Here is a 21,558-nt window from a genome sequence, read left to right as displayed (position 1 = left end):
GGCGGGAATTTATTTGCTTAAAAATGCTATATGTTCCATATGATATGTTCTCGGAAACATATCTATCAAATTTATTTGCTCCAGAGTATACCCCGTTTTCACAAATGCCCTTAAATCTCTTAAAAGTGTAACGGTATCACACGAAACGTATATTACGAAATTCGGATTCAATTTCGCTATTTTAGGTACTAAACCTTTGATTCCGGCTTTTGGCGGATCGAGAACGATAAGGTCAAAACCGGTCATTTTCTTATTGGCCTTTTCTACAAAATTAATGACGTCCGACATTATAAAATTGATATTTTTAATATCGTTTAATTTAAGATTTTTTTCTCCGAGTTTGATCGAAAAGCTATTTGCTTCGACCCCCGTAACCGTTTTTGCGTAAGCTGCCAAAAAAAGGGTAATATTTCCATATCCGCAATATAAATCTAAGATGTTCTTAAAGTTAATCCCCCTGCTTTCAATATATCCGGTGATTATGCTTATTATGTTTCTGTTCTGTTCTTCGTTTACCTGAATGAAGGAGGGGAGGGCATATGCAAATTTTTTATCTTTCAAAATAAAATAATTGCGTGATGATTCTTTATGTCTCGCGATTATTTTGTCGGGAGATTCAAAGAAAATATTATCCGCACCGGTTTTATCCATTATATCCCTTGAGACCTCATCGTAGTTTTTCATGTCATTATTTAAATCCAAGGTTATGTTTTTTACCCCGGCATCCGTCAGTGTTATCTTCGTCGCCTTATTTAGCAGGGTGTTTTTATAATTATCGCTTAAGAGCAGCCCCCTCATATTTTTCAACATCTCATTGAGGCTTTCTTTTGCAAGATAGCAATATTCCGTATCTACGATATGATGGGATGATCTTTGATAAAATCCGATAAAGGGAGGAAAGATTTTTAATCCTATTTTTTGCCTGTATTTAAGACAATTACTGCCTTCAAAATCATGTATCAATTTAATATCTTTAATATTAATTATATTTTTAAAGATTTTTTTAAATTCGGTTCGAAAAATCTCCTCTTTCCATAAAAGCTCCTCTTCGTAGGATATGTTAAGGTAGTTACATCCCCCGCAAATGCCGAAGTATTTACATACCGGGGCAATCCTCTTAGGCGTCGGGGTTATGATTTCTATAATTCTGCCGAATGCATATCTCTTGCGTTCATCGTAAACATCTATCTTAAGGGTATCTCCTGGACACGCATGGCTTACGAATATAACCTTGGAATCAATTCTTCCGACCCCATATCCCCCATATGCTAACGAATCTATATTTATTATTTTCATTGTTTTTTATGTCATTATATTATAATATAAAAACTCGTGTAGTAAAAATAATAATAAACCGTATATAAAATATGAAAGGTATAATTCTTGCGGGTGGCAGCGGGACAAGGCTTTATCCTATAACTTTGAGCGTTTGCAAGCAGCTTTTGCCCGTTTACGATAAGCCCATGATTTATTACCCCCTATCGACTCTTATGCTTGCCGGCATAAGGGATGTTTTAATAATCGCTGTACCGTCAGACATGGATAAATTTGAGGCAATGTTGGGGGATGGAAGCGATATCGGAATTAATATAAATTATAAGGAGCAATTATCGCCGGGCGGGTTAGCGGAGGCATTTATAATTGGAGAAAACTTTATAGGAAAAGACGATGTTTGCCTGATTTTAGGCGATAATATCTTTTACGGACACGGTATTTCTGAAAAGTTTAATTATGCTAAAAACATCGTAAAACAAAAAAGCGGAGGCGTCATATTTGCATATTACGTCGAAGACCCTCAAAGATACGGGGTTATAGAAATAGACGGTGCCGGAGAAATTTTGTCGATAGAAGAAAAACCCGAAAGCCCTAAATCTAATTATGCCGTTACGGGTGTTTATTTTTACGATAAAAGAGCGGTAGATATAGCTAAAACTTTAAAACCGTCGAAAAGAGGGGAACTTGAAATAACCGATATAAACAATACGTACCTAAGAGACGGAAACCTAAAAGTGGTGACTCTCGGCAGGGGGTATGCATGGCTTGATACCGGAACGCCGGAAAGTTTAATGGATGCCTCTAAATTCGTAGAAATGCTGGAAAAGAGGCAAGGGCTCAAAATAGGCTGTATAGAAGAAATCGCATATAAAATGGATTATATTACACTTGACGGTTTGAAAGAATTGTCTAAAAAATATGTTAAAAGCAGTTACGGCAGGTATATTATAAAAATAATGAGCGATTACCTAAATAATTAAATTAAGAGGGTAAGACGTAAATGAAGAAGATTCTTATAGTTATATTTTTGACGGGATTGGGCGGGATTTTGCTTTCGGGTTGCTCAAGCTTAAACAGTTCTTTAGAAAAAGAACATGTTATAAACAACGGTTGCTTTATAACATGCGATAATAACGTCGGCGTCAAGGGCTTGAGTTCAGGCGGCGCAAGGCAGTATGTACATTTTAAAAATAAGATAAAAAATCAGCAATATCACTCCGGTTTTAACGAAACGCTCGGTTAACGCAAATAAATTAAATAATAGGGTTTATTTTATTTTTAAAATGTTGTATAATCAATAAACGGCCCCATAGTCTAGCGGTTAGGACGTTGCCCTCTCACGGCAGTAGCATGGGTTCGAATCCCGTTGGGGCTGCCATTCTTATCCCTTGTTGTATTCGACTGACAAGGGAATAGTCATTAATAATCTGCACTAATATAAAAATTTAAATAAAGGAGGGTGTCAATAGGTTGCCTAATTTGAAAGATAAATTTGTAAGATTTAGGACAAACATCAAAAGAAAAATAGTAATGTGTCATGATAGGTCTATTTTTTATTTTTCCAGATGGCTTTTTTTTGGAGTATTAGTCGGAATTGTCGCCGGAGTAGGCGCAATAATATTTACCTCGCTTATAGCACTTTTTAAATTTATTTTTAGAGAAGATCTTGCTCATTATTACTCTCCCGTAGCTGGATTGATGGGAAAAACCGCCGCCCCTCCGGGAACGGAACCGATACTCTGGATGCTTCCTTTAGTCATAATGATAGGCGGACTTTTGTCCGGTCTGCTTGTTTTTATATTTGCGCCGGAGGCCGAAGGTCACGGAACTGATGCGGCTATTGATTCCTTCCATAATAAAGACGGTATTATAAGGGGAAGAGTCCCTATAATTAAGACTATCGCTTCGGCAATTACTCTTGGTTCGGGAGGTTCCGGCGGTAGAGAAGGTCCTGTAGCGCAGATAGGAGCGGGTTTCGGGTCTGTTCTTGCCAAATATTTGGGTTTGCCGATTCCTGATAGAAGGGCATTGCTCGTGGCCGGAATAGGTGCCGGAATAGGTGCCATTTTTAAGGCTCCTCTTGCAGGGGCGATGTTTGGTGTGGAGGTTTTATATGCCGATGTGGATTTTGAAGGGGGCGCGCTGCTGCTTTCAATAATAGCGGCAATTGTAGGATACTCCATATATGCATATTTTTATGCCGGTTTTAGGCCGGAACTAATGGTACACGTGCCGTTTACCCATACTAAACCGATACTTCTCGTTTTTTATGCCATTTTTGGAATATTTTTAGCATTTGCAGGAAATTTTTATGTAAGAGTTTTTTACTCGGTTAAAAAGCTTTTCGATAAAATGAAAATCAAGCCCCATTTTAAACCGATGATAGGAGGGGCGGTAGTCGGAGTTATAGCATATTTTTTTCCGGAAGTAATGGGCGTAGGTTATGGCTGGCTTCAGCTCGCGGTATTGGGAAAATTAGCATTAGTAACCTTAGTTCTTTTAGGATTTCTTAAAATAGTCGCGACTTCCTTCACTATAGGTTCCGGGGGTTCGGCGGGCGTTTATTCGCCGTCTCTCGTTATCGGGGGTGCCTTTGGGGGTGCCTTTGGAATAATTTTTCATATTCTGTTGCCGCAATTAGTAACTACTACCGACGTTGCAACCTTTGTCTTAATAGGCATGGGCGGTTTCTTCGCGGGCGCCGCAAAGGTTCCGATAACGTCTTTTATCATGGTTTCCGAATTGACCGGAAGCTATGTGCTTTTGCCGCCCTTAATGCTTGTTTCTGCAATAACCTTTTTTGCAAGCGGTAAAAAGAGTATTTACTCTAAGCAGAAAAAGAATAGAATGGAATCCCCGGCGCATTTTAAGGATTATTTGATTAAACCCCTTCAAAGATACTCCGTTAAGGATATCTTAGAAAAAAATAGCATTGCCAAGCCGATAAATCCCGATATGCCTTTATACGAAATGATTAGTATCTTTTTTAATTCCAATTTCTTTATGCATCCGGTTATAGATAAAACCGGTAAGATAGTAGGTGTCGTTAAATACGACAAAATAAAAAATATTATGATGACCTCACCCGACGATTCAAGGGTGGCAAAGGATATTATGGATTCGTCCAGTATACCGAGGATAAGAATAAGCGAAACATTGGATATTGCGGTTCATAGTTTTTTTAGAAAAGATACCGATGAACTCGTAGTTATTAACTCGGAAGGAAATTATGAGGGGATTTTAAGAAAACGAGACGTAGTGTTCGCAATGGAAGAAGACGAGGAATTGGCTAACGCACAAGCAGACTGAGATGGATAAAACAATAAAAGACCGGTTTAAAGGTAAAAAAATAAGGTTTTTGGTTACGGGAGTCGCCGGTTTCGTAGGAACAAATCTAACGCTGGGGCTTTTAGAACTGGGGCAGAGCGTAACCGGCATCGATAACTTTATTACCGGTAGGGTTTCCAATATAGAGTATATCGAAGCTTTTGCAAGGGAAAATAATAAGGCCGCCGATTTTAAATTTATTAAAGGCGATTTAAACGATTTAGAGACGTGTAAAAACGTAACCGAAGGCATAGATTACGTTTTTCATGAGGCGGCAATCGCCTCCGTCCCCTGGTCTCTTAAAGAGCCTGAGCTTTTTCATTCCAATAACGATACGGCCTTTTTTCATATGCTGAACGCTTCGAGGCTTTCGGGTGTCAAGAGGTTCATTTACGCTTCAAGTTCCGCCGTTTACGGTAGTAATTTAAATATACCGTCGGTAGAGGAAAACATGGGTGATCCTCTTTCAATTTACGGGGCGGCAAAGTTTACCAACGAGATTTACGCAAAGGCTTTTTTCAATACTTTCGGTTTCGAGTCTATAGGCTTAAGGTATTTCAATATATACGGCGGGTTTCAGGATCCCTATTCGGCTTATGCCGCCGTTATTCCGACGTGGGTTAAAAAAATTCTGCAAAACGAAAGTTTCGCGGTAAACGGAGACGGTACGACTACAAGGGATTTTTGCTATATAGACGATATAGCAGCATTAAACTTTCTTGCCGTAATGTATACCGGAGAAAAGAAAGCGGCGGTATATAATGCAGGAAGCGGTAAATCCGTCAGCTTGAATGAACTCATTGGGGTATTGAAAGATTTCTTCGGCAGCGATATTAAATATACCTACGGACCCTTTAGAGATGGGGATATAAGGTTTTCCGAATCTGATATAACCAAGGCTAAGTCGGAGCTGGGATTTAATCCGAGGTTTTCATTGAATGAAGGGTTAAGGCTGTCGTTAGATTACTATAAAGGTTTATTTAAAGAATAGATTTTTTAATGTCAAGGTGTGGTTTATTATGTATTCGGCGCTGTATTATGGCAATAAAGATATAAGAATAATCGAAAAAGACATTCCGAAGATAGGCGCGGGTGAAATTTTGATTAAGGTAGAGGCGAGCGGGATTTGCGGCAGCGACGTTATAGAATGGTACAGGAGAGATAAGGTTCCGCTTGTTTTAGGGCACGAAGTTACCGGAGTGATAGCCGATGCCGGAAAAGACGTCACGGGGCATAAAGTTGGAGATAGAGTATGCGTAGCGCATCACGTTCCGTGTAATACCTGCAAATATTGCATAGACGGGCATCAAACCATGTGTGAAACATTGAGGTCTACCAACTTTGATCCGGGTGGATTTTCTGAATTTTTAAGGCTTTCGAAAATAAACGTAAAAAACGGAATATATCTTTTGCCGGATTCCGTCGGTTTTGAAGAAGGAACCTTCGTCGAACCGCTTGCCTGTGTAGTCAGGGGGCAAAGGTTGGCCGGAGTAAAACCGGGAGATACGGTAGTCGTAATCGGAAGCGGACTCGCCGGACTCCTGCATATTTCCCTATTGAAAGCTACCGGCGTAACTCGGATTATAGCAACGGATATAAATGAAAAGAGGCTCGATTATGCAAAGAAGTTTGGCGCAGACTATGTGTTTAATGCCGGAAACAAGGATTTAAATCTGTCCGAAACGGTTAAGGAAATAAGTGATGGTTTTTTAGCCGATGTTGTTATTTTGGCCACCGGCGCCGGCAGTGCTATATTGCAGGGACTTAAATCCGCAAGAAGGGGCGGAATCGTTCTGTTTTTCGGCGCGGCGGACGAAGGGGCCATGCTTCCGCTTTCTATCAATGAAATATTTTGGAGAACGGAGATTACCCTTGTAAGTTCTTATGCCGGTTCCATTCTTGACCATCGTCTTGCTTTAGAGTTTATAAGAACGAATAGGATTAACGTCAAGGATATGATATCGGAAAGACTCCCGATGAGAGATATAGCGAGGGGATTTGAGCTTACGGCCAAGGCACAGGATTCGCTAAAGATTATAATAAAGCCGGATCGTTTAGATGCTTAAATATTACAAATAGCACGTTATTATTCCGGTAAGATACAAGTTGGTTACGTATTCAGATACCATTCTGTGGGTGTTAAAATGAGGCGCTATAGTCGAAACCGCCATTTTCATTATCTTGATGTAGTCGGTAAAGTTTTTATAATATAAATCTAATATATTATATTCCAATTTTCCGTAAATATCGTTTAAATCTTGTACGTCGTCGGAATAGCTAAGGTCAGTCCATGCCGATCTGGGACCTATCGCCCACCCGTTAATTCCCTCCATACAGGCTTCAAGCCACCATCCGTCAAGAACGCTAAAATTAGGAACGCCGTTAAGAGACGTTTTCATACCGCTGGTACCGGAGGCTTCAAGGGGTCTTACCGGATTATTCAGCCATAAATCGACGCCCGATAATATTATGCCGGCCTTATGAATATTGTAATCTTCAAGAAAAGCTATTTTAACGTTTTTAGTTTTAGAGGCAATGTACCGAGATGCATCATGGATAGATTTTATCAAGGCCATACCCGTATCGTCGGCAGGATGGGCCTTCCCTGCGAATACTATCTGTATATTACCTTTTCTTTCCGCTATCTCTATAAGCTTATCCGGATTTGAGAGTATAAGGTTATTTCTCTTATACTGGGTAATCCTCTTTGCTAAGGCAATGGTAAAATCTGTCGGGATGAAAGATGAGTCCGTCTCGGAATTTACCATTTCAATAAGGGTCTCTTTACAAAGAATATGCGCTTGTATAAAATCCGTGTCCGGAATGCATGCGGCTTGTCTCAGCAGGTTAGGGTCTTCTTCCCAGCCCTTAATATATTTTGCGTATAACATTTTATGATGTGACGAAGCCCACTTTACGTGATGAATGCCGTTGGTAACATATTTAATGTTATATCCCTCGAATATTTTTTCCGAGACAAATTTATGTTTTCGCGAAACAGCCACGATGTTTTTAACATTCTTAACGGCAAGCCATGATAGATTAAATTCGTCTTTATCCCTCAATTCTTCACGGTAAATTTTTTTAAATATGTCATTGCCGCAATATCTGCCGAGCATATTTTTTACGTCTTTCATTTCAAACTTATCGAAAGCAGCGGGAATAGGGGTATGGGTGGTAAAGACCACGCGCGATTTGACTTTGTCTAAATCGCCTGTGTCTTTCATAAGACCCGCAATAAGCAAAGCCGAATGGCTTTCGTTTATATGATAGAGAAACGGTTTATAGTTTAAGGCTTTTAGTATTTCATATCCGCCTATGCCCAATATTATTTCTTGTTTAAGGCGGGTCAAGCCCCCTTCGATATACAGCCTGTCGCACATACGCCTAGTTTCGGAGTCGTTTTCAGAGATATCGGGGGTAAGAAAATATACGTCGATTTCGTTGTCGCCGTTTGTGGACTCAACCATATATTTGAATGCGGTAATCGTAACGTCTTTTTCCCCTATGGGGATTTTCACTTTGACGCCGATAGGCTGCATGTATTTTTCGATATTCCATTCCTGAACAGAATCTAACTGCACCCCGTCATTTGAAACCTTTTGTGAAACGAAGCCGTTTTTCCATAATAAAGTTATACAGACGGCAGGTACGTTGAGGTCGGCAAAGCTTTGCAGTGTATCCCCCGCAAGTATTCCGAGCCCGCCGCTATATGTGGGAATACGGCTGTCTACGGCGCACTCCATAACGAAATAGGCTATCATAATGCTTTTTTCCTTGATTGAAATTGGGTTTTTTCATTTCAATAATAATATAATACTCAACTTAAATCAAGGCATCATTTTGTAGTATTTTTTACGAGCAGTGCGGCTATTCCGCCGAATATACATAAATAACCGAGAATAACAAATACGTCCCCGTAAGCCCCTATTAAAGACAACCTGTTGATCATGGCATCGAATATCCTTATTGCGTTTGACGGATGCAAAACCGCTTTGGCAAAGGAGCTGCCGTTTTTTATTATATCGCCGTGTAAAAGGTTTATAACTTTTTTAAATTCGAAAAAATTATAATTTATATTTTTTGAATACTGATTTAAATGGTAAACTTGGCGAATTGCAAGTTCTTCCCCCGACCATGCTATTCCAAAGGATGCCCCTATCTGAAACAAAACATTATATAAAGCGGATGCATCCGGTATTTGTTCGAATTTGGCCGAGTTGATGACTGCTATCATCACCGGCGCATTTACCAGCCCTACCCCTATTCCCCTTAAAATTTGATTATATACAATAAAAGGTATGGAGGTTTGAAGCGATATGCTTCCAAGCGAGAAATTTGATATTGCGAATATGAACATTCCCGCTACAAGCAGGTATTTAGTTCCGTATTTGTCGGAAATTTTTCCCGCTATCGGGGACATAACGGCTACGGCTATAGCAAAGGGTACCATTAAATATCCGGCATTCATGGCGTTATAGTTCAATATGTTTTCGATGAATATAGGCAGCAAAAATAAAGTGCTGAAAATTGCCCCGGCTCTTATCGAATTTACTATATTTCCCGCCAAGAAATTTCTGTTTTTAAACAGCGAGTAATCCATCAGGTGTTTTTTAGTAAATATCTCCACTACAATAAAGAGTAAAAAAGAAGCCCCGCCGATTAATTCGTTTAGTCTGATTATCGGCGAATCCCATTCAAGCGTTTGCCCCTCGTTAAGAACATACAGCAACGTTCCCAGACAAATTGCTATAAGAATAAAACCGACAAAGTCGAATTTTTTTGTAAATCGTTTTAACGGTATATCGTTTTTCAAAAAAATCAAGGTTGCCAGAAGAAGAATTGCGCCGATTGGAACGTTAAAATAGAATATCATTCTCCAATCTACATAATCTACAAAATAGCCTCCGATTACGGGACCCAAAGCCGGAGCCACCATTATCCCGATTGTCCAGATGCCCATGGCGGTTCCCCTTTCGCGTGCTTTAAAATATTTTGCAATTAGACTGATAGAAATAGGAATAAGCCCTGCCCCTCCGACAGACTGAATAATTCTGAAAAAGATAAGTATATTGTAAGAAGGGGCAAATCCGCAAAAGCCGGAGCCTATTGAAAAGAATATGATAGAAATTATAAAAGGTATTTTTAGTCCGTATTTTCTACTGGCAAAGCTTGTAATCAGTATGATGATGGAGTATGTGATGGTATAGGCTATGATGACCCAGTCTATCGTAGTAATGTTGACTCCGAAATAGGACATCATCTTCGGAAGCGCCACTATAACGATATTAATGTCTAATATCGCCATAAAGGAAGCCGTAACCGATATGGCAAGAACTATCCATTTATAATTTTTGCTTTCGGCCGCCGTCTCCATCATTGTATGTTTTTTATAATGCGGGGGGATCCTATCTTCCATTATACCTCTAACTTAGCATAAAAGGTCGATTTCTTCAATGAAATTATTGCACGGCGTTTTTATTGACATTTTATTGGAATTATATTAAATTAGCCGAAAAAAGAACGGGTAGGATAAAAATAAGTTAAATTTTTAAAAATTGGAGGATAGATGATTCATCTTTCTTTTTTTCATGCCGTAACCCTTGCGATTATACAGGGCATCGCGGAGCTGTTCCCGATTTCAAGCTTGGCGCACGGAGTTATAGTGCCGGCTCTTTTGAATTGGCATATTAACAGACAGTCGGAGGGTTTTTTACCGTTTCTTGTTGTACTTCATCTGGGAACCGCCTTTGCCCTGATAATATATTTTTATAAAGACTGGATTAAATTATTTAAGGGTTTTTTCGTCGGTTTAAAAAATAAAAATCTCAATATAAACGAAGACTCTAAAACCCTTTATCTTATTGTCCTTGCCACTATTCCGGCAGGTCTTATAGGGCTTTTATTTGTTCATGAGCTGAAAAGGCTCTTCGGTTATACCGAAGTTGCCGCCGCTTTCCTCATGCTAAACGGAGTAATATTATATTTCGGTGAGAAGAAAAGAAAAAAGCAGGGTATCGCCAAGATATCCGATATGACGATTACTGCCGCGCTGATTATAGGGGTTTTTCAATCTTTTGCTCTAATTCCGGGCATATCGCGCTCCGCGATAACGATGATTGCGGCACTTTATCTGGGCTTTAAACATGAATATGCCGCAAGATTTTCATTCCTTTTGGCTGCACCTATTATTCTTGCCGCCGGACTTCTGGAGGTCCCGAAAATGATAAAACTGCATATGCTTCACTTCGATACGGTTTCCGTAGTCGCAGGCTTAGCCGCTGCTGTTGCCGCATATTTAAGCATTTACGTTCTCATGAAATATTTTAAAAAACATGAAATTAACGCCCTTTATCCCTTTGCGCTTTACTGTATAATACTTGGCGCTTTTGTTTTGACCTACAGGTTTATTTAATTTATTAATTTAAATTTTTAATTATGGTATAATATAAATTTTAAAATTGTTTTATCTCAATAATTAATTTTAACATATAGAAATATCTAAATGGAAGATTTTCTGGAAGATTTTGCAAAAAATATTAAATTAGAAAAAAATTACTCTCCCAATACCGTTTTTGCGTATACATCCGATGTCAGGGCCTTTATCGGTTATCTTAATAAAGAAACATCCGTTAATTCAATTGAAGACATTACAGAATTCGAGATAAAAGGTTATTTGAGCAATATTTATGCAGATATTAAAAAGGTAAGCCTTGCAAGGAAGATTGAGTCCATAAAATCGTTTTTTAATTTTTTAGAAAAAAAACATATATTGAAACAAAACCCCTCTTTTTTAATAAGCCTTCCGAAAGTGGAGAAGAAACTGCCGTTTTTTTTAACGGCGAAAGAAGCGGATTTTTTATTAAATAATTATTTCGATTTAAAATTAAAACGGGATAGATTAAATGGAATAGATTTAAGTTCAATTCAATCTTTATTCAAGGGTTCCAACTATTCCGGTGTAGATATCATTAAATATTTCGGAGCGGTCAGAAACGATCTCATTCTTGAATTTTTATACGGAAGCGGACTTAGAGTCAGCGAATTAATTTTGGTTAAAAAAACCGATTTAGAAATAGGAGGCGGCTATGTCAGGATTTTCGGGAAGGGTTCTAAGCAGAGAATCGTTCCGCTTACCGGATTAACCGCAGATAAGATTAAAACCTGGCTTTATTATTTATCCGTGATAGATTTAACACCGAAAGAAGGGTGTATTATCATTAATAAAAATGGCGATCGCCTTACGAGAAGGACGATACACAGAATAGTCAAAGAATCTATGGTAATAACGGGACAATTTAAGAATATTTCTCCACACAGCCTGAGGCATTCTTTTGCTACGAATCTCTTGGATAACGGAGCCGATTTAAGGTCGATTCAGGATATGCTGGGACATTCTAATTTGGTTACGACGGAAAAATATACTCATTTAAGTATTAAAAAGCTTATAGACGTTTATAATAATGCTCATCCGCTTTCCGGCACAGGAACCGGCATTAATGACTATACAAGGGGTAAGTAAAATATATGGATCGCCTGCGCATGAGATGAGGGAAGCGGAAATAAACTATAATGTTCCTACCTGAACGGGTGGAACGAAAGGAGAAATAAATCAATGGATAGCGGCAATAATGGAGCAATAAGACTTATGGGGACTACGATAATAGGGATCAGACGGAACGGTCACGTCGTCGTTGCAGGCGACGGACAGGTTACCCTCGGAGATACCGTTATGAAACACAAAGCCAGAAAAGTGAGGCGCCTTTACAACGATACTGTGATAGCCGGTTTTGCCGGAGCAACCGCCGATGCCTTTACTCTTTTTGAAAAAATGGAAGAAAAGCTTTCAAAATATAGCGGAAGCGTGAAAAGGGCAAGCGTAGAGCTCGCAAAAGATTGGCGGACGGATAAGATATTGAGGCGGTTAGAGGCTATGATGATTGTAGTTGATAAAACCGATTCTTTTGTAATATCCGGAGCCGGAGACGTCATAGAGCCGGACGAAGATGCATTGTCCATAGGTTCTGGTGCCCCGTACGCATTAGCCTGCGCTCTCGGCTTATTGGAAAAGACGGATTTGGGCGCGAAAGAAATCGCCGAATATTCGATGAAAACAGCCGCACGCATTTGTATTTATACGAACGAAAATATAATTATGGAGGAGATATAATATCAATATGACTAAAAAAATAAATTTTCTGACACCGAGAGAAATAATCAAAGAGCTTAATAAGTATGTAATCGGGCAAGATAATGCTAAAAAATCGGTTGCCATTGCCTTAAGAACGCGTTTTAGAAGAAATAATGTTCCGGACGAGATTAGGGAGGATATAGTTCCTAAAAATATTCTGTTAATAGGACCTACCGGCGTGGGTAAAACCGAAATAGCGAGACGTATCGCCAAGCTTTCGGATTCTCCTTTTATAAAGGTCGAGGCATCCAAATTTACAGAAGTAGGCTATATGGGAAGGGATGTCGAGTCTATGGTTAGGGATCTGGTAGAGACTGCTTATATAAATGAAAGGATAAAAGAAACCGAGCGGGTTATAGATAAAGCGGAACGAAACGCAGAAGAGCTGCTTTTAGATATTCTTGTCTCACCGCCTCCGAAAACACGCAAAAAAAGCGGAAAAAACGGAACGGACGGAACTAACGGCGGAACCGAAAAGAGCAGTTATGCGAATACTAGAGAAAAATTTAGAAAAATGTTTTTAGCGGGAAAATTAGACGACAGGTTTGTCGAAATGGAGATAAAATCTTCCATGAAACCACCTATCCCGGTCATAGAGATATTTTCCCAATCCGGAGTCGACGACATAGGGCAGGATTTTAAAGATATCTTTTCCAATATGTTTCCCAAGCAGAAAAAGTTGGAGAAGATAAGGGTCTCCGAGGCATTTGATATATTGGTGCGTGAGGAAAGCGAGAGGCTCGTCGATAACGATAAGGTTGTTAAAGATGCCGTTTTGAAAGTAGAAAATTCCGGTTTAATTTTTATCGACGAAATAGACAAGATAGCCTCCAGGGAGAAATCTTACGGTCCCGACGTTTCCAGGGAAGGCGTGCAGAGAGACTTGTTACCCGTGATAGAAGGTTCTAACGTTATGACCAAATATGGAGCCGTCAAGACGGAGCACATACTGTTTATAGCCGCCGGAGCTTTTCATATGGCTAAACCGTCGGATTTAATTCCGGAACTTCAAGGAAGGTTTCCGATAAGGGTCGAGATGGATTCTTTATCCAAGAAAGACTTCGTGAGAATATTGACCGAACCTAAGGGTGCTTTGATAAAGCAGTATTACGAGCTTCTTAAAACGGAGAATGTAAATCTTAACTTTACCGAGGACGGGATAGAAAGAATTGCGGGAATTGCAGAAGAGGTCAATATTAAAACCGAGAACATCGGCGCAAGAAGGCTTCATACTATTTTAGAAAAGGTTATGGAAGACGTTTCTTTTGATGCCCCGTTTAAGGGCAAAACTACAAAGAAGATTACAGTGAACAGTGAGTATGTCAACGAAAGATTGGAGGGCATAATAAAAGACGAAGACCTTTCGAGGTATATACTGTAACATCCTTGATTGATCGGCAGATACAATGTATGATTGCGAATATCGAATTTATGATATATATAAAGAGATTATGGGTTATATAAATAATATAGAATGGAAGAATATATAAAAAAGGCAACGATTTTACTTGAGGCGTTGCCTTATATTCAAAAATTTACATCAAAAACCTTTGTAATAAAATTTGGTGGTTCTATCGCTGTCGATAGAGCATTAATGGAAAGTTTTATCAGGGATATCATACTTTTAAAACTTATCGGCATAAACATAATAATAGTTCATGGCGGCGGTAAGGATATAGACGTTCTTTTAAACAAACTTGATATAGGTATCAAGTTTCATAAAGGTTATCGTTTGACCGATAAGGATACCATGGAAGTGGTAGAGATGGTTTTGTCGGGCAAAATAAATAAGAACCTCGTTGCGTTGATAAATAAGTTCGGCGGGCAGGCATGCGGTTTATCCGGCAAAGACGGAAACCTCATATCCGCCGCAAGGGTAAGCGGTGGAAAAGTGGATTTGGGTTTTGTGGGCGAGGTAAAAAGCATTAACAAGAAGATTTTATTGGCGTTAGATCCCTCGTTTATTCCGGTAATTGCTCCGGTGAGCATGGACGAAGAGGGCAATACGCTCAATGTCAATGCAGATTTTGCAGCCTCGGCCATTGCTGCGGAACTTGAGGCGGAAAAGCTTATAATATTATCCGACCGGGACGGTCTTTTGAATGTTGAAAACAATCTAATTCCATCAACGACCGTTGCAGATATAAAAAATATGATAAAGGAAGGCATTATATACGGCGGTATGATACCGAAGACGAATTCTTGCATAGATGCCGTAAAAAAGGGAGTTAAAAAGGTCCATATAATAAACGGTTCCATTCCTCATGCCGTTTTGCTTGAGATATTTACGGAAAAAGGAATAGGTACTCAAATAACCGATTGAACGAAATAAATGAATATAAAAGAACTTACGAATAAATATATAATGAACACTTACGGCAGGTTTGATATTACGCTCGTAAAAGGGGAAGGATGTATTTTATACGATGAAAACGGGAAAAGTTATATAGATTTTGCTTCCGGAATTGCGGTAAATAGCTTGGGTTATAATAACCCGGCTTTGAATGCGGCTGTTATCGATCAGCTCGGTAAATTAATCCACGTATCCAACTATTTTTATACGGAGCCACAGGCGCTTCTTGCCGAAAAACTTTGTAAAAATTCATTTGCAGATAAGGTTTTTTTTTGCAATAGCGGAGCCGAAAGCATAGAAGGGGCAATAAAGCTTGTAAGAATTTATGCGAAGAAATTTTCTAAAAGGGGTTATAAAATAATTTCTATGAAGAATTCTTTTCACGGAAGGACTTTCGGGGCGCTTTCCGCAACGGGACAGGATAAGTATCATAGAGGATTTGAACCGCTTTTGGACGGATTTACGCATGTCGAATTTAATGATTCTAATGCCGTAACCGAGTTAATAAACAGCGGCAGCGAATACTGCGCCGTAATCGTAGAACCGGTTCAGGGTGAGGGTGGCGTAAATATTTCGGATAAGGGTTATATGAGAGCATTAAGGGATTTAACGGCTAAAAACGATGTCGTTTTGATATTTGACGAGGTTCAGGTCGGTCTCGGAAGAACGGGCGCCCTTTTCGCCTACATGAATTTTGGCGTGGAGCCCGACGTTATGACCGTTGCAAAGCCTTTAGCCGGAGGACTCCCCGTTGGTGCGGTATTGGCAAGGGATTATGTAGCAAGGGCTTTCGAGCCGGGTAATCACGCTTCTACTTTCGGAGGTTCTCCGCTTGTTTTATCCGTCGCTAATGCCTTTTTTGACGAGATTCTCAAAGACGGTTTTATGGAGAATGTTTTAAAGAGCGGGGAATATACGATGCATAGACTAACCGAATTAAAGGCGGAGTTCTCCGGACTTATTAAGGATATCAGGACTATCGGACTCATTAGCGCAATTGAGTTTTATGAACTTAAAGCAAAAGATATAGCCATTAAGCTAACGGAAAACGGCTTTTTGACGACGGCGGTGCAGGATAGGGTTTTAAGGCTCACGCCGCCCTTGACTATCAAAAAAAATGAAATAGATCTACTATTTTTATCTATATCCGAAATTCTTAACGATAATAAATAATATTTAATTTTTAATGGACGAGATATTATGAATTCGATTAAAAATCTTTTATCGGTTTATGATTTTACGAAAGACGAGATATACGACATCCTTCTAAGGTCTTTTATTTTAAAGTCGGAAGGAGCCGGAGGCGGCAACGGTTGTCTTAAAGGAAAAAAAATAGGGCTTATATTTGAGAAGTCATCTACAAGGACAAGGGTATCTTTTGAGGTCGGCATCGTAGAGCTCGGCGGACATCCTATCTTTATGTCTTCAAGGGATCTTCAGCTCGGCAGGGGAGAGCCCGTAAAGGATACCGCAAGAGTTCTTAAAAGATATATAGACGGTGCAATAGTGAGAACGTTTGAACAGGAAAGAGTGGAAACGTTCGCGCGGTACTTTGAAAAGCCTACTGTCAACGGTCTTACCGATTTGTATCATCCCTCGCAGATATTAACCGATATTTATACCGCTTATGAAGCCAAAAATGGATCAAAAAACAATACTAAAAAAGATATCGGCGATATAGTCGAAGGACTTAAAATAGTTTATATAGGCGATGCAAACAATATGGCGAATTCATGGGTAAACCTTCAGGCTATGCTCGGTTTTGAGCTTGTACTGGCCATGCCGGACGGATTTGACATATATGAAACCGTTGCAAGCCGGTCTCGGGAAAGAGGCGGCAAATTTAATATTTTGCATGATAAGATTTCTGCCGCAGAAGACGCGGACGTCATTACGACGGATGTCTTTATAAGCATGGGGCAGGACGAGGAAAAAGAAAAAATAGATAAGTTAAGGCCGTTCATCGTGGACGAAAGCGTCATAAAAAGTGCAAAAAAGGACGTAGTTTTTCTTCACTGCCTCCCTGTTCATAGAAATGAAGAGGTTGCCGAAGATGTTTTCGAGAGATTTTCTCCGTTTGTTTTCGAAGAAGCAGAAAACAGGTTGCATGTTCAAAAGGCTATAATAGAGACGGTTTTTAGAAATTAAGGGGGAATATTATTATGAGTGCTGTAAAAGATAAAATTGTTCTTGCGTATTCCGGCGGTCTTGACACCTCCGTAATTTTAAAATGGTTGATAAATACATATAGGGCGGATGTTATTGCCTATTGTTGCGATGTGGGGCAAAAGGAGGACCTGAACGCTGTCAAAGAAAAGGCCTTGAGGACGGGTGCAGTCGAGGCGATAATAGAGGATATGAGGGAAGAGTTTGCAGAAAACTATATTTTTCCGGCATTAAGGGGCAATGCCCTTTATGAAGGAGAATATCTTTTAGGGACTTCTACCGCCAGGCCGTTGATTGCAAAAAGGCAGATAGAGGTTGCGATGGAAAAAGGGGCCAAGTATGTCGCCCACGGTGCTACCGGAAAGGGGAACGACCAGGTTAGATTTGAACTTGCCTACTCCGCCGTCAATCCTAACATTAAGGTAATAGCCCCATGGAGGGAATGGACGATTCATTCGAGGGGAGAACTTATTGAATATGCCAAAGATTTTGGTATTCTCGTACCGGTCACTAAAGAAAAACCTTATTCCAGTGATAGGAATCTCTTTCATATAAGTTATGAGGGTGGTATCTTGGAAGATTTAAAGAATGCCCCCGACGAATCTATGTTTGAAATTACATCGTCTCCGCAGAAAGCCCCGGATATGCCCGAATCCATAGAAATAGGGTATGAGAACGGAAATCCTGTATCTTTAAACGGGGAAAGCATGCCGCCGTTCGAGTTTATAGAAAAGCTAAATTTAATTGCCGGAAAAAACGGCATAGGAAGAGCAGATATCGTGGAGACGAGAATTACAGGAATGAAGTCGAGGGGTGTTTACGAAACCCCTGCCGGAACGGTATTGAATTTTGCACACAGGCTTTTAGAATCTATCACGTTGACCGGAGAGGAGATAGGGCTTAAAGATAGCCTTATACCTCAATACTCCAAACTGTTATATGATGGAAACCGGTTTAGTCCGGAGTTTAAAGCTATTCAGGCTCTTATAGACAGTACCCAGACATCAGTTGTCGGTGCGATAGGACTAAAGTTATATAAGGGAACCATGGAGGTTTTGTATAGAAAATCGGATAAAAGCCTTTATTCTAAAAACATGGTTACCTTTGAAGATGATCAAGGGGCCTATTCGCAAAACGACGCTACAGGGTTTATCAAATTAAAATCCATTAGATATAAATTAATGCAGAAAGCGAATAAAGGGTAATTCGACTTACAAAACTATGAATATAAAAGGCACCGATAATTTTGTCAGGGGACGTTTTCAAGAGGATATATCTGAAATTACGGCAAATTTTACGTCATCTATCGATATAGATAAAAAACTTGCCGCCTTTGATATAGGCGGCAGCATAGCTCATCTTTGCGCATTAGAAAGAGCCGGTATAGTAGATAATAAGGAAAAAAAAGATATCGAGCGGGCTCTTTTAAAAATTAAGGGAGAGATAGAGAGCGGAAAATTCGTGTTTAATAAAAAGTATGAAGATATTCATATGAACATAGAAAAGAGGCTGATAGAGCTTGTCCCCGAATCCGGAGCAAAACTTCATACGGGCAGGTCGAGAAACGACCAGGTTTCGGTTGATTTTAGGCTTTACATAAAAAATGAGATAAAAAATATTGCGGGCGTCTTATTGGATTTAGAAGCCGAGTTGGTAAAAATCGCCAAATCGAATATAGACACAGTAATCCCCGGTTATACCCATTTTCAGCATGCTCAACCGGTATCTCTGTCCCATCACGTTTCGGCATATTACGAAATGTTTTTGAGGGACTTCAAAAGGCTTTTGAACGTTTACGAAACCGTGGACGTTATGACCCTTGGAAGCGGCGCCCTTGCCGGCGTAGATTTTGACATAGACAGGCAGATGGAAGCCGATATACTTGGTTTCGGAAGTATTTCTCGAAACAGTATGGACGCCGTTTCCGATAGAGACTTTGCTATCGAATTTAATTTTGCACTGTCTATGATTGCCATGCATCTTTCAAGATTTTGCGAAGAACTGATAATATGGAACAGTTCTGAATTCAATTTTATAGAATTAAAGGACGAGTTTACCACCGGTTCCAGTATTATGCCGCAGAAGAAAAACCCTGATATCTTAGAGCTTATACGCGGCAAGACCGGCGGTATAATCTCTAATCTCTTGTCGTTGCTTATAATGATGAAGGCATTGCCGTTAACGTATAACAGAGATATGCAAGAGGATAAAAAACCGGTTATGGAAAGCGCCGACACGATTTATGATTCCCTGTCAATTTTTAAAGAAATTATAAAAACCGTGAAATTTAATAAAGAGAATATGGCCAAAGGGCTTGAAGACGACTTTATTTATGCGACCGATTTAGCGACTTATTTGGTAAAAAAAGGTATTCCATTTAGAAAGTCGCATGAAATGACCGGCAGAATCGTAAGCTATGCCGAAAACGCAGGTAAGAAGCTGTCAGAGCTGTCTTTGAAGGAATACAAGGAGACGGCGGATGTCATAGAAGGCGATATATTAGATATTTTTAATCCTAAAACCTCGCTTAGTTCTAAAAAAACAGTAGGAGGAACGGCGTTTAAAGAAGTAGAGAGAGTCGTAAAAAAATATGAAAGAGAAATCGTCGATAATAAAAAATCTGTACGGGCGCTTTAATAAAAAAATAGGCCTATTTAAGCCGTTATTGTTTATCTTTATTCTTGCTGTTTTTTTATCGCCTCTTTTCTTGTCCGGTTGCGCCAAAACCGAATATCCGCTTCCGCCCAAAATTAAACCGCCCCATCCGCCGGTTATATTGTCGGCTAAAAAGATTATAACCGGGATAAGCATTGTTTATAAATATAATTACGATATAAACAATATAGAAGGTTTTTTAATTTATGAAAAATGGTATAAAAATAAAGAAGCAATAAAATATTCGTGTGGTGCATCAAAGCCGATTGCCTTTCAAAGCATCGCATTTAAAAGAAGATTTAGCTTGCAATACGACAAGTTTTTTTATAATGTAAGTAAGTTGAATTTAAAAAACGGCTATTATGTTTTTTGCGCAAAGAGTGTCGGCGCTTATTCTGCAAAATCGGTTTTTTCGAACTATATAATTGCCCATATCGTATTCGGATAAGAGATATTCGTAAGGTTATATAAAAATAAAATCATTTAGAGGATGGTTATATGGCGGCGACCAACGTTAAAGAAAAGCTTAATAAGGTGTTTTTTTTATTAAGTGTAATTATAATAATAATACTTGCATTTTTGTTATTTCAGAAAAGATTCAAGTTTTTTCTGAAAAAGGCTCCCTTTTCATTAAAGTTGGTTCGGATTATCGGCACAAAGTATAATCTCAAGGGTCCCGTCGCCGTTTCTTTCGGTAGAAAAAACGATATTTACGTGGTAGATTCCGGCAATTCGAGGATTATTAAGTTTGATATTAATGGCATATACCTCAGTCAGTGGGGAATAGAAGGGAAAGCGACCGGAGAGTTTATGGTCCCCCTGTACGCCGTAGCTTACGGGAGTCCGAAGAGGATTTACGTGGTAGATTCCGGCAATTCGAGGATACAGATATTTAAACCGAACGGCGAATTCGTTTCCGAATTCGGAGCCTCTAAAAATTCCAAAAGAATACTGATCGAACCTACCTTTATAGGTTTTGCGTATAATAAAATTTATGTCGCTAATTCAGGGGCGGACGATATAATTATATATTTCAAGAATGGTCAATTTTACGAAAGAATAGGGAACGCGACTATTAGAAGTTCAAGCAATAAGGCGAATAGCGGTTTGAAAAGCAAAAAAGGTATAAAACGCAATAATAATAGCGGGCTTTTTTCGCAATCGTCAAGCAAGCCGATTGCCCTAAAAAAACCGGTTAGCATTGCTTTTTCTAAGAAATATATTTATATCTCGGATTACGGCGTTTCCAAAATACTCGTGTTTAACAGGCAGTTTGATTACATAGGCTCTATAGGTATACCCGGAGAAAAGGGTTATCAATTGTATCATCCCGTCGGTATTGTTTATAAAAAAGGCTATCTTTTCGTAGCAAATTATGGGAGAAGCATCCTAACGGTGTTTAAACTCGAAAACGGTTATAACGTCGTTAAGTCTTATAATTTTGGCACACCGGGTTTGGGAGGGAGAAATTTTAATCACGAATCCAATATATCCATTTCCGCAAACGGTAAATATATTGCCGTAGCCGATACTAATAATAACAGGGTCCTGGTATATCGCATATTCGGTTTAAAGTAATCTTTAATTTTAT

19 protein-coding genes and 1 tRNA gene are annotated in these 21,558 nt (G+C 39.3%); 17 read left to right on the top strand and 3 right to left on the bottom strand.

All coding sequences use genetic code 11. The annotated features are described in order from the left end of the window. Positions 1–9 precede the first annotated feature (9 nt). The gene (gene rlmD, locus ACMCNP_RS02680; RefSeq protein WP_419313477.1) at positions 10–1,296 is read right to left on the bottom strand and encodes a 23S rRNA (uracil(1939)-C(5))-methyltransferase RlmD; all 1,287 of its coding nucleotides are present in this window, start codon (positions 1,294–1,296) and stop codon (positions 10–12) included. A gap of 71 nt (positions 1,297–1,367) precedes the next feature. On the opposite strand from rlmD, the gene rfbA reads away from it, so the two are divergent. From rfbA to ACMCNP_RS02650, 6 genes are all read left to right on the top strand, one after another. Beyond that, positions 1,368–2,255: a glucose-1-phosphate thymidylyltransferase RfbA gene (rfbA, locus tag ACMCNP_RS02675; RefSeq protein ID WP_419313474.1), complete on the top strand. Its 888-nt coding sequence runs from the start codon at positions 1,368–1,370 to the stop codon at positions 2,253–2,255. A gap of 20 nt (positions 2,256–2,275) precedes the next feature. Then, positions 2,276–2,518: a hypothetical protein gene (locus ACMCNP_RS02670; RefSeq protein WP_419313472.1), complete on the top strand. Its 243-nt coding sequence runs from the start codon at positions 2,276–2,278 to the stop codon at positions 2,516–2,518. A gap of 60 nt (positions 2,519–2,578) precedes the next feature. Next, positions 2,579–2,653: transfer RNA gene (locus tag ACMCNP_RS02665), tRNA-Glu, on the top strand. A 92-nt stretch (positions 2,654–2,745) separates the two neighbouring features. After that, complete coding sequence (locus ACMCNP_RS02660; protein WP_419313470.1) at positions 2,746–4,584, top strand: chloride channel protein; 1,839 nt, start codon at positions 2,746–2,748, stop codon at positions 4,582–4,584. A gap of 1 nt (position 4,585) precedes the next feature. Continuing rightward, complete coding sequence (locus ACMCNP_RS02655; protein ID WP_419313467.1) at positions 4,586–5,593, top strand: NAD-dependent epimerase/dehydratase family protein; 1,008 nt, start codon at positions 4,586–4,588, stop codon at positions 5,591–5,593. A 28-nt stretch (positions 5,594–5,621) separates the two neighbouring features. After that, the gene (locus ACMCNP_RS02650) at positions 5,622–6,668 is read left to right on the top strand and encodes an alcohol dehydrogenase catalytic domain-containing protein (protein ID WP_419313463.1); all 1,047 of its coding nucleotides are present in this window, start codon (positions 5,622–5,624) and stop codon (positions 6,666–6,668) included. Between the two features lie 3 nt (positions 6,669–6,671). Here ACMCNP_RS02650 and glgP read toward each other — a convergent pair whose 3' ends face one another. After that, positions 6,672–8,366: an alpha-glucan family phosphorylase gene (glgP, locus tag ACMCNP_RS02645; protein ID WP_419313460.1), complete on the bottom strand. Its 1,695-nt coding sequence runs from the start codon at positions 8,364–8,366 to the stop codon at positions 6,672–6,674. A gap of 74 nt (positions 8,367–8,440) precedes the next feature. Beyond that, complete coding sequence (locus ACMCNP_RS02640) at positions 8,441–10,021, bottom strand: DHA2 family efflux MFS transporter permease subunit (protein ID WP_419313457.1); 1,581 nt, start codon at positions 10,019–10,021, stop codon at positions 8,441–8,443. A gap of 150 nt (positions 10,022–10,171) precedes the next feature. Between ACMCNP_RS02640 and ACMCNP_RS02635 the strand changes: the two genes are divergently transcribed. The 11 genes from ACMCNP_RS02635 (at position 10,172) to ACMCNP_RS02585 (ending at position 21,545) form a co-directional block, all read left to right on the top strand. Further along, positions 10,172–11,017: an undecaprenyl-diphosphate phosphatase gene (locus tag ACMCNP_RS02635; protein ID WP_419313454.1), complete on the top strand. Its 846-nt coding sequence runs from the start codon at positions 10,172–10,174 to the stop codon at positions 11,015–11,017. Positions 11,018–11,107: 90 nt separating this feature from the next. After that, positions 11,108–12,124: a tyrosine-type recombinase/integrase gene (locus ACMCNP_RS02630; RefSeq protein WP_419313451.1), complete on the top strand. Its 1,017-nt coding sequence runs from the start codon at positions 11,108–11,110 to the stop codon at positions 12,122–12,124. 93 nt (positions 12,125–12,217) lie between these two features. Then, positions 12,218–12,772, top strand: coding sequence for an ATP-dependent protease subunit HslV (gene hslV, locus ACMCNP_RS02625; protein WP_419313448.1), 555 nt, complete (start codon positions 12,218–12,220; stop codon positions 12,770–12,772). Between the two features lie 19 nt (positions 12,773–12,791). After that, positions 12,792–14,174 (top strand): ATP-dependent protease ATPase subunit HslU, encoded by a 1,383-nt coding sequence (gene hslU, locus ACMCNP_RS02620; protein WP_419314354.1) that lies wholly within the window; start codon positions 12,792–12,794, stop codon positions 14,172–14,174. A 93-nt stretch (positions 14,175–14,267) separates the two neighbouring features. Beyond that, positions 14,268–15,116, top strand: coding sequence for an acetylglutamate kinase (gene argB, locus ACMCNP_RS02615; RefSeq protein ID WP_419313445.1), 849 nt, complete (start codon positions 14,268–14,270; stop codon positions 15,114–15,116). 9 nt (positions 15,117–15,125) lie between these two features. Further along, complete coding sequence (locus tag ACMCNP_RS02610; RefSeq protein WP_419313443.1) at positions 15,126–16,319, top strand: aspartate aminotransferase family protein; 1,194 nt, start codon at positions 15,126–15,128, stop codon at positions 16,317–16,319. 27 nt (positions 16,320–16,346) lie between these two features. Beyond that, positions 16,347–17,294 (top strand): ornithine carbamoyltransferase, encoded by a 948-nt coding sequence (gene argF / locus ACMCNP_RS02605; protein WP_419313440.1) that lies wholly within the window; start codon positions 16,347–16,349, stop codon positions 17,292–17,294. Positions 17,295–17,308: 14 nt separating this feature from the next. Then, the gene (locus ACMCNP_RS02600; protein ID WP_419313437.1) at positions 17,309–18,517 is read left to right on the top strand and encodes an argininosuccinate synthase; all 1,209 of its coding nucleotides are present in this window, start codon (positions 17,309–17,311) and stop codon (positions 18,515–18,517) included. Positions 18,518–18,533: 16 nt separating this feature from the next. Next, positions 18,534–19,949 carry an argininosuccinate lyase gene (gene argH, locus ACMCNP_RS02595; RefSeq protein ID WP_419313434.1) on the top strand — a complete coding sequence of 472 codons (1,416 nt, stop codon included), beginning with the start codon at positions 18,534–18,536 and terminating at the stop codon, positions 19,947–19,949. Beyond that, positions 19,903–20,415: a hypothetical protein gene (locus ACMCNP_RS02590; protein ID WP_419313431.1), complete on the top strand. Its 513-nt coding sequence runs from the start codon at positions 19,903–19,905 to the stop codon at positions 20,413–20,415. The genes argH and ACMCNP_RS02590 overlap by 47 nt, the downstream gene beginning before the upstream one ends. 50 nt (positions 20,416–20,465) lie before the next feature. Then, positions 20,466–21,545, top strand: coding sequence for an NHL repeat-containing protein (locus ACMCNP_RS02585; RefSeq protein ID WP_419313429.1), 1,080 nt, complete (start codon positions 20,466–20,468; stop codon positions 21,543–21,545). Positions 21,546–21,558: the final 13 nt, after the last annotated feature.

This window comes from Candidatus Acidulodesulfobacterium sp. H_13 (assembly GCF_048541835.1).
GTDB lineage: Bacteria > SZUA-79 > SZUA-79 > Acidulodesulfobacterales > Acidulodesulfobacteraceae > QIJE01.
Note: the sequence above shows the minus strand (reverse complement) of the source record. Positions and strands in the feature narration are given on the sequence as shown.

Bases quoted from the DNA above. Each gene is read 5' to 3' on its own strand.
- argB (WP_419313445.1), top strand. From the start codon at position 14,268: ATGGAAGAATATATAAAAAAGGCAACGATTTTACTTGAGGCGTTGCCT.
- rfbA (WP_419313474.1), top strand. From the start codon at position 1,368: ATGAAAGGTATAATTCTTGCGGGTGGCAGCGGGACAAGGCTTTATCCT.
- ACMCNP_RS02650 (WP_419313463.1), top strand. From the start codon at position 5,622: ATGTATTCGGCGCTGTATTATGGCAATAAAGATATAAGAATAATCGAA.
- argH (WP_419313434.1), top strand. From the start codon at position 18,534: ATGAATATAAAAGGCACCGATAATTTTGTCAGGGGACGTTTTCAAGAG.
- argF (WP_419313440.1), top strand. From the start codon at position 16,347: ATGAATTCGATTAAAAATCTTTTATCGGTTTATGATTTTACGAAAGAC.
- rlmD (WP_419313477.1), bottom strand. From the start codon at position 1,296: ATGAAAATAATAAATATAGATTCGTTAGCATATGGGGGATATGGGGTC.
- ACMCNP_RS02590 (WP_419313431.1), top strand. From the start codon at position 19,903: ATGAAAGAGAAATCGTCGATAATAAAAAATCTGTACGGGCGCTTTAAT.
- hslV (WP_419313448.1), top strand. From the start codon at position 12,218: ATGGATAGCGGCAATAATGGAGCAATAAGACTTATGGGGACTACGATA.
- ACMCNP_RS02640 (WP_419313457.1), bottom strand. From the start codon at position 10,021: ATGGAAGATAGGATCCCCCCGCATTATAAAAAACATACAATGATGGAG.
- glgP (WP_419313460.1), bottom strand. From the start codon at position 8,366: ATGATAGCCTATTTCGTTATGGAGTGCGCCGTAGACAGCCGTATTCCC.
- ACMCNP_RS02635 (WP_419313454.1), top strand. From the start codon at position 10,172: ATGATTCATCTTTCTTTTTTTCATGCCGTAACCCTTGCGATTATACAG.
- ACMCNP_RS02655 (WP_419313467.1), top strand. From the start codon at position 4,586: ATGGATAAAACAATAAAAGACCGGTTTAAAGGTAAAAAAATAAGGTTT.
- ACMCNP_RS02600 (WP_419313437.1), top strand. From the start codon at position 17,309: ATGAGTGCTGTAAAAGATAAAATTGTTCTTGCGTATTCCGGCGGTCTT.
- ACMCNP_RS02585 (WP_419313429.1), top strand. From the start codon at position 20,466: ATGGCGGCGACCAACGTTAAAGAAAAGCTTAATAAGGTGTTTTTTTTA.
- ACMCNP_RS02610 (WP_419313443.1), top strand. From the start codon at position 15,126: ATGAATATAAAAGAACTTACGAATAAATATATAATGAACACTTACGGC.
- ACMCNP_RS02630 (WP_419313451.1), top strand. From the start codon at position 11,108: ATGGAAGATTTTCTGGAAGATTTTGCAAAAAATATTAAATTAGAAAAA.
- ACMCNP_RS02670 (WP_419313472.1), top strand. From the start codon at position 2,276: ATGAAGAAGATTCTTATAGTTATATTTTTGACGGGATTGGGCGGGATT.